The organism is Ureibacillus sp. MALMAid1270 (assembly GCF_049202975.1).
In the GTDB taxonomy this organism is placed as follows: domain Bacteria; phylum Bacillota; class Bacilli; order Bacillales_A; family Planococcaceae; genus Ureibacillus.
In genome coordinates this window covers 1-8,012 of sequence record NZ_JBMIRP010000067.1, presented here as the reverse complement: position 1 = coordinate 8,012, position 8,012 = coordinate 1, and the positions used below count along the sequence as shown (strand labels likewise).

Below are 8,012 nucleotides of genomic sequence, written 5' to 3'. Positions count from 1 at the left end.
TACTTTTTTCCCTTCGCCCTCAAAAACAAGGCGCAACCTTTTCGGAATGTTTGTCAAGAGCGATTGTCCTCTCGTTCGGAGAATGATTTCCGCCCTGAACTATTGTGATTTTCAGTTTTTCATAGAAGTTTTGACACTACCCATATGAACTTCTTAAAATATTTATCTTTATAAGTGTGAAAATAGATAACTATTATGTTCTTTCAGATTGATGCCATTTCATGAAGACTTTTTCTAATACTTCAACGATTAGATAAAATACGATTCCAACAACGGAAGCAATGACGATACAAGCCCACCCTAAAGGCATTTGGGCAACTTTTATGGAGTTGGAAAGGAGATATCCTAATCCTTTTGAAGCATAGAAAAATTCTCCAACAATTGCACCAATCATACTTGCAGTTGCATTAATTTTTAATGCAGTAAACACGTACGGTAAGCTATTTGCGATACGCAAGTAACGAAATACTTGAACCTTATTTGCTGCATAAGAGTGCAATAAATCTAGGGATAACGGGTTCACATTGGACATTCCTTTATGTGCATTAACTGCCATTGTGGCCATGGTGATTACGGTAATAATGGCAACTCTTGAACTAATGCCATTCCCAAACCATAGATTCATAATCGGTCCTAATGCCACAATCGGAACGGCGTTGAATGCAACGACAATAGTTAAACCACCTTTTCCCCATTTTGGATATGCAGATCCTATTAACGCAATAAGATAACCGAGCGCAGATCCAAGTAACATTCCTAAGAAAGCTTCCAAAAATGTATATCCCATAAAATAAACTAGTGTATTTAAATTTTCTCTAATCGCCTCCATAATGACGGAAGGCAATGGCAATTGATACGTCTTTAGTCCAAATATAGTGTGAAAGAATTGAACTTCCCACAGAATGAAAAATAGTACCCCTGCAAATAATGGGATGAGAATCTTACTTGAAACTTTGCCAAGTTTGGACAGCTTTTTTCTTTGTTTTAAAATGGCACTTTTTAAAGCGGGATTTTCCTGGCTTCTCGACTGACTTAACCAGTTATCTTCAACGGTTTTCCCTCTCATTTATTCATCCCCTCCCGATTTTCGAAATTCTGGTTGCCAAGGTGTCACAAGCCGTTCAACCAAACTAATCACTAAATAACTTAAGAAACCAAGGAGTGCACCTACGATAACAGTGAGCCAAAACATATAAGCATGAGATGAACCATAATAGAGGTTGCGCAGCATAATAACGCCAATTCCTTCTGTCGCACCCATTAATTCCACTAAAATTGCACCCGTAACAGATAATGGAGCGGCAATCTTTAGACCTGTAAATAGACTTGGTAAGGATTGTGGAAAACGAAGCTTCCAATAAACTGCCCACGGTTTGGCCGCATATGAATGCATTAGTTCAACTGCAGAGGGTTCTGCACTACGTAACCCACGGAGCGTATTTAACACGACCGGGAAAAAAGTCATAAACGCAGCGATAATGATTCGAGACACTCCATCATCACGAACAATACCGTAAACAATTGGTGCTAATCCTAAAATCGGAATCATTTGAGAAGCAACTAAATAAGGAAACGCTAATTGCTCAATCCATTTTGATGAACTCATAAAAATCGCTAAGAGGATCCCTACAAATGTACCTACAGCAAATCCAATGATTGCACTTTTCATCGTAATAGAAGCTTGATATAAAAGGGTTCCGCTATATTCTGTAAACGTAAAGACTAACTCATGAATGTATGGGAGCTTCGATTGTGCTAAGGGGACTTGTAAAACATTTAGTAAAAACCAAGAGCTTATTTGCCAAATGATAAGTAATCCAATTAGCCATACAAGCGTTGGAGCCGAACGTTTTAGAAGTCCTTGTAAGTTCATAAGCCTACACCCCCTCAAAACTGTTTCGGATTTCTGTAATTAATTGATAAAACTCTGGACTTTCTCTCATTTCAGCTGTTCTTGGGCGAGGTAACGGAATTTCCACTACTTTCGATAACCTCCCTGGATGTGGGGATAATACAAACACTCGGTCAGATAAAAAGATCGCTTCAGGAATACTGTGAGTGACAAACACTACCGTATTTTTGACCTCACTCCAAATCGATAAAAGTTCCTCATTCAATCGTTCACGCGAAAACTCGTCCAAAGCAGAAAACGGCTCATCCATCAGTAGAATCTCAGGCTCCATTGCAAGTGCCCTTGCAATCGCAACACGTTGCTGCATCCCTCCACTTAATTGCCAAGGATATTTGTCCTTAAATTTCGTTAAACCAACTAGTTCTAATAAGCGATCCGCTCGTTTTTCTTGTTCCGCTTTACTTACTTTCATCATTTCAAGTGGGAGCGTAATATTCTTTTTCACTTTTCGCCAGTCATACAAAACAGGGTTTTGAAAAACGATACCGTACTTTTGTGCCAACCTCGCTTCCTTTGCCGTTGTACCCGCAATTCTAATCATTCCACTTGTTGGTTGAATCAAATCAGCCATGATCCTCAGTAAAGTAGTTTTTCCACAACCTGATGGCCCAAGCAATGAAACAAACTCACCCTTTTTAATATCAACGGTCACATCTTTTAGCGCTAACACTTCAGAAGAGCCCGTCTGATAATACATACTGACATGATCAATCTCAATTTCAGGCATTTTTGTCTTCACTAAAGTCATAAAACCTCTCCTTTCAAACTTCCCAACCACTCAAGGGAGCTATCATCACGTGGCTTGTTATGATTATTAACACATTATAAAACCGGTCATATGGGGATACATTAGACAAAGTGTCAAAAAGATATGGTGCAGCGGGGACGTTGGGGACAGTCTTTCTGTCCCAGTTTGCTGGGACAGCGGGGACAGTAAAAGTGTCCCAGTTGGTTTCTGGGACACTTTTACTGTCCGAAGGCACTGAAAAACATCACCTAAATAATGGTAGATAATTATGTAGTCTATTAAAAGAAAAAAAAAACCCCAACATTTGGTATAATGGAATTGACTAGAAACCAAACCAAACTGGGGGTAATTTTATGCTTAAAGAAAAAGATAATCAATTAAGCATCTATTCAATATTATACAATAGAATACCAGAAAACCCTATGTTAAAAATACTTTACGATGAAGTAGATTTTAGTTTTATTAATAGAGCACTTGAGAAAACATACAGTAAATATTATGGTAGACCAGCGAAAGAACCTGAACTAATGGTAAAACTTCTAGTTTTACAACGTCTTTGTAAACTTTCTGATGAACGAGTGGTAGAAGACGCCTCTTTAAATTTGGCCTATAATTTCCACGGATTAGATCGTGCCTTAGGGTACAGTCTAAAAAGCATGACCTTACAAGCCAAATTAACTGTATTAGCAGTTAATTTAAAGAGGATAGCAGCAATACTATCCTCAAAAAAGCAGGCAAAGTTCAATCATATTGTTAAAATTCTGAAACAAGTAAAGAGATAACAAATTTAGGTATTTATGCGCCAAAAAATATAATAATCTAAATCGAAAAAAGTTCACTTTTTCAGCGCCTTCGGACAGAGTGCTGTCCCCTTTCCCTTCCTAAACATCGGTTTACGCAACTACATGTTTAATAACGTAATAGATTTAAAAAACCAAAATACTTTCTAAAAATTCATCAGATACTTTATATTCTTTTGGTCTTTGGCTCACTAATTTAACATAGCCCTCTTCTTCTAAATTACTCATTATTTGATTTAGCTTATATCTTGATTTATTAGAAATCTTCATTAACCTAATTACAGAAAAACCAGTTTCTTCATTAACAAATACACTTAAATAAGTCATTATCCTTAAAACATCAGATTCATCCAATCGATTATGCCAAATATCACTTGTAAAATATTCTTTAATTCGTTCTATTTTGGACAAATTTATTTCTAAATCTTCAATAATTCCTTCTTGACCTGATAAAAGAAACTCTAGCATGTCCATTAAATAAAAAGTGACTTCACCTTTGTTTAAAGGAGATGGTATTTCTTCAAGAGCTTTATAATACTTTGATTTATTTTTATTTATTGCATAAGAAAAAGTAATTGCCGAATATCTCTCTAAATATCTAGATAAATAACTACAAACTAATAAACGCCCTGTTCTTCCGTTTCCATCATAGAAAGGGTGTATATATTCATAATAATAATGTGCTACCATATAACGGTATAATTCCGGATGTTGTTCATCCTCTAGAAAGTTAACTAAGGCGTTAAGTGATTCAATTATTTTTACTTCGGAATTTACACCTATATGGGTTGTATTAGATCCATCATTTATCTCAACGTACCCTTTTCTAAATAATTCTCCGTCAGGTTTATCTTCCTTTTCTATTTCGTCTGAGACTAACTCATCAAAAAGCTTTCTGAAATCCGAAACTTCCGTAAAAGGTTTTATCTGATCAATAAACAAATAAGTTTTCATTAATCCTCTAAATCGTTTTTGTTTCTTTTCAGAATTCATTACATCTCCTAATACTTCCTTTAGTTCCTTTTTTGTACTACGTATTCCCTCTATTTCATTATTACTTTGTGCTTCATTCACAATTAATTTATGGAAATATGGCTCAATAACGAACAATGGAAGCTTGCTAATAAGAGAAGATATTTTTGAACTATTCATTAACACTTTATTATTTAGAGACATTAATCTGTGTGTATTTACATAAAACAATTGGTAAGAATCACTAATTATTTGTCCTTTTCTAAACCCTTTAATCGTTAGATTTGTTAAATAACTACCGTAACTACTTTTTCTTTTCTCTATTTCATTATCGTAAAATTCATTTCCCTTTTTATAAAATATCTTCGATAATTTCTCATACTCCATATTCGGCACCTCTCTTATTTTAAATTATTGCCGTTTTTTTAATTATATAATCAAATCATCGTTTTTAAAACTAAAATTATCTAATTTTTTAACGTTAAAGAATCTGCTAAATACAATTTTTGTACGCATTCCACGCAATTGATGAATCAGAGAAATATGAAATGAATGATAATTCACCCTTATAGGAATAGCATACTCCCTTGCAACCTCAGACTCTGCAAACTGCTCACCCTCTCCTTTTCCTCCTGTTAAGATAATTTTCTCAACATACCCATTCTCATAAAGCCAAATCGCATGATTAATTCGTTCTCGAAATACTGGCGAAGGCTCCCCCTCCCAAGTGGCCGCGCCCAGTACAATCGCTGCATCGGTTTTTACGAGCTGGTTTTTGTTGCTGAAGGACCAGATGCTGTAGGCGGAGTAAATAATGAAAAGAAAGACCGCTGCCGTGATGGTGAGAAGGATTTTGAGCAAGTGTTTTTTAATGAACATGATGAACAGTCCTTTTCAAATTAGATATATTTGGATACTATCACTGTATATAAATTGATAAACTATATCTACCATAAACAATAAATCCTTCGACTGCCATTGGTTTTGAGATTTGAAAGAATTTAATAGAACATATTTTTCTCTGACACTTTTACTTCAAATAATAAATTCTCTAAGTATAATAATAATTAAGATGAGGTATATTTTTACATTTACTCTAAATTTAGAAGCTTAATTAGAAGAAAAATTCACGATTAAAAAGGAGATGTAAAATTGGGAGTAAAAAAGAAAAATAGTCCTTTTTTAGGTAAGCCTTCTGGTGATTTAACTAAAAAAGATTCAAAAGATAGTCAGTTGTTAAAAATGAATGAAAAATGATAAAATTAATAAATTTAAGAATAGTTGATAGAAATCTACGTTCTTGTTTAAGATAGACTGATTGGACGATTACACAACAGAGTACTCGATAGATATTTGTCTCAACTATGGGACACCTTTTTGAAAATATAACAGTGTCCCCCTGCCCCCAGTCCCTCGGCTTCTGGCAAAATTAAGACTTCAAAAATCATATTGATTCGGAGATTCCCCTTTACTATCTAGTATCGCTGCCTGTGATCCTGATTTTCCTTCAGTCACTCTTACCACTTCAATGGTAAATTCCCATTCCTCTCCAAAGTCAAAAAGATATAGGAATTTTTGTCCTACAAATAATTGAAGTTCGCCGATTTTAATTTCATTCACAAAAGGCCCCTGTACGTCCATTGTTGAATAGTATCCCTTTTTGCCAAACTTTTTTCCATCCATGTAAAACGCGTATAGATGATCATCATTAAAATCAAATGCGCGCTGAATGAGTAAATGAAAGTCTAGTAGATTATGAGACTCATTTAATTGCATCGTTCGCCAGCATGATTTATTTAAAGATACTTTAAAAACATGTTCTCCGATAATCACCGCTTGCGTTTCATCGTCCAATCGATTTACTAGCTGCCCTTCTGAAAATCGATGTTGTAATAATTCGAATAGATCAGGTTTATCACTATCTTGTTCAACTTCTCCATCCATTTCAAATGATTCGTATAATGCTTTCATATCTTCACGAAACTCAAACGTATCTCTCAAAACATGTTCTATTTCTAAAAATAAAGGTGTCAGTATTAAACTTTTTGCCCCATGATAATTGACACTAAGCCGGTTAGTCATTTCATCATCGATTTCAACTTTCCATAAACCGAAAAGCTCAAAATAAAAGAGAAAATGATTATATCGGTACAACATATCCTCTAAGTCCTTCTCTTGGCTTATTTCGATTTTTGTATCAATCGGATAAGCTGAAAGGGTTTCAAAAAGAAAGTCTACATTATCTGGTCCTCTTCTATGGTAACCACCCTGCAGTTCATCCCAATCTGCTTTTAGCCAAAAACATTCTAGTAAAGTTACGTATTGTTCAGATGGCGTAAGACTTCGATAAACACCTAACCGTTGTTCATTGACTGTAGCTTTAATTCCACTACCTGTACTCGTTTTTTGCAATAGCTTCAACTCTAACCCAAGGATGAAAAACAAATGCAATATAGGATATGCAGGTTGATTACTCTTTTCATGTACCATTAACTTAGGCTCAGACATTAACTCATAAAGGGCCAATAAATCCGTCCTAGTCATATATTCATTTGTCTTCGTTAACTTAACCGCTTTGTTTTGAAAATAATGTAAAAAACAATCAAAGTCTTTTACTATAGTTATTCGGTAATCATTTGTATTGTTTGTTGTCATGTGAATCCTTCTTTCTAACTCTTGGATGTCCTGCCCTTCAAAGAAGTACTAGTACTTACTAAAGATTAAATTCTATCTTGAAAAATTTAGGCACAAAAAAACACATCTCATGAAAAGAGGTGTGATGTATAAGTTATAGTGGGTCCGTATCATGTTCTCCAAAGAAATGTTGTAGTGTAAAACCTGTCAAAGCAGAATAACAGGCATCAACTAACACCATTTTCTCTGATTCGAGAATGTCATATACGATAATAACATTGTTAATATATATCCAGTAATAACCATTAAACTCGAAATCAGGGAACTCAACAACATCATAAGCTTTTTCCCTTGGTTTTACTGACAATATATTCTTAGAATTTCGGAACACCAATTTCGGGTCAATTTTATAGGGTTTCATTTCTGCAAGTCTCAATCTTGCTTTTTGTCCCCAAAGAACTTCATAGCGAATTTCTTTATCTGTCACGGTTCATCTCATCCACTAAGTGATCAAATTCTATTTCATCCCCACTATAATATGAAATGTCGCGATTTCTCTTTTTCTTAGCATCACTTAACTGTTCCAATATTTCATCATTAGAAAAAATAGCTTTTGTTATTTGCTTCTTGTGTTCATCTGATAATGTACTAAAATTGGGCACATCATTGGATTCTGTAAGAAATAGGTTAAATGTTTTATTTTCTGATTCAAAAGTATAGGTGTTTTCATTTACTTGGAAAGCTTCTACCATTTCCCCGTCATTATTCTTAACATAAATCCTCATGAATTCTTACCTCCTTCTTATATTAATAGACTCTCGGCATTCGCCGAGCTTTGTGGTTCAAGGATTTTCCTCAAACCAATTTATTTCATCCCTCCTATTTTAGGTGGGATTTTTTAATGTTCATTTTTTTAAAACTGGAAATTAATTATCAAAATATTTTC

The 8,012-nt window shown here is 34.6% G+C and carries 8 protein-coding genes and 1 pseudogene; 1 reads left to right on the top strand and 8 read right to left on the bottom strand.

All coding sequences use genetic code 11. From position 1 onward, the window contains the following. Positions 1-193: 193 nt before the first annotated feature. Genes ACOQFO_RS08945 through ACOQFO_RS08935 form a run of 3 tightly spaced genes read right to left on the bottom strand, consistent with a single transcriptional unit; the run spans position 194 to position 2,660 of the window. The gene (locus ACOQFO_RS08945) at positions 194-1,066 is read right to left on the bottom strand and encodes an ABC transporter permease (RefSeq protein ID WP_421689340.1); all 873 of its coding nucleotides are present in this window, start codon (positions 1,064-1,066) and stop codon (positions 194-196) included. Further along, positions 1,067-1,873, bottom strand: coding sequence for an ABC transporter permease (locus ACOQFO_RS08940; RefSeq protein ID WP_421689339.1), 807 nt, complete (start codon positions 1,871-1,873; stop codon positions 1,067-1,069). Positions 1,874-1,877: 4 nt separating this feature from the next. Then, entirely contained in the window at positions 1,878-2,660 is a 783-nt protein-coding gene (locus tag ACOQFO_RS08935) for an ABC transporter ATP-binding protein (protein ID WP_421689338.1), read from the bottom strand. Positions 2,661-3,013: 353 nt separating this feature from the next. On the opposite strand from ACOQFO_RS08935, the pseudogene ACOQFO_RS08930 reads away from it, so the two are divergent. Next, a pseudogene (locus ACOQFO_RS08930) lies at positions 3,014-3,277 on the top strand (transposase); the annotation flags it as partial. Positions 3,278-3,586: 309 nt separating this feature from the next. Here the strand turns inward: ACOQFO_RS08930 and ACOQFO_RS08925 are convergent. The 5 genes from ACOQFO_RS08925 to ACOQFO_RS08905 form a co-directional block, all read right to left on the bottom strand. Then, the gene (locus tag ACOQFO_RS08925) at positions 3,587-4,819 is read right to left on the bottom strand and encodes a Fic family protein (RefSeq protein WP_421689337.1); all 1,233 of its coding nucleotides are present in this window, start codon (positions 4,817-4,819) and stop codon (positions 3,587-3,589) included. Between the two features lie 42 nt (positions 4,820-4,861). Then, positions 4,862-5,311, bottom strand: coding sequence for a YdcF family protein (locus tag ACOQFO_RS08920; protein ID WP_421689336.1), 450 nt, complete (start codon positions 5,309-5,311; stop codon positions 4,862-4,864). A 558-nt stretch (positions 5,312-5,869) separates the two neighbouring features. Beyond that, the gene (locus tag ACOQFO_RS08915; protein WP_421689335.1) at positions 5,870-7,087 is read right to left on the bottom strand and encodes an IS1096 element passenger TnpR family protein; all 1,218 of its coding nucleotides are present in this window, start codon (positions 7,085-7,087) and stop codon (positions 5,870-5,872) included. A gap of 133 nt (positions 7,088-7,220) precedes the next feature. Further along, entirely contained in the window at positions 7,221-7,553 is a 333-nt protein-coding gene (locus ACOQFO_RS08910) for a hypothetical protein (protein WP_421689334.1), read from the bottom strand. Then, the gene (locus ACOQFO_RS08905; protein ID WP_421689333.1) at positions 7,543-7,851 is read right to left on the bottom strand and encodes a hypothetical protein; all 309 of its coding nucleotides are present in this window, start codon (positions 7,849-7,851) and stop codon (positions 7,543-7,545) included. Before ACOQFO_RS08905 ends, ACOQFO_RS08910 begins: the two co-directional genes overlap by 11 nt. Positions 7,852-8,012: the final 161 nt, after the last annotated feature.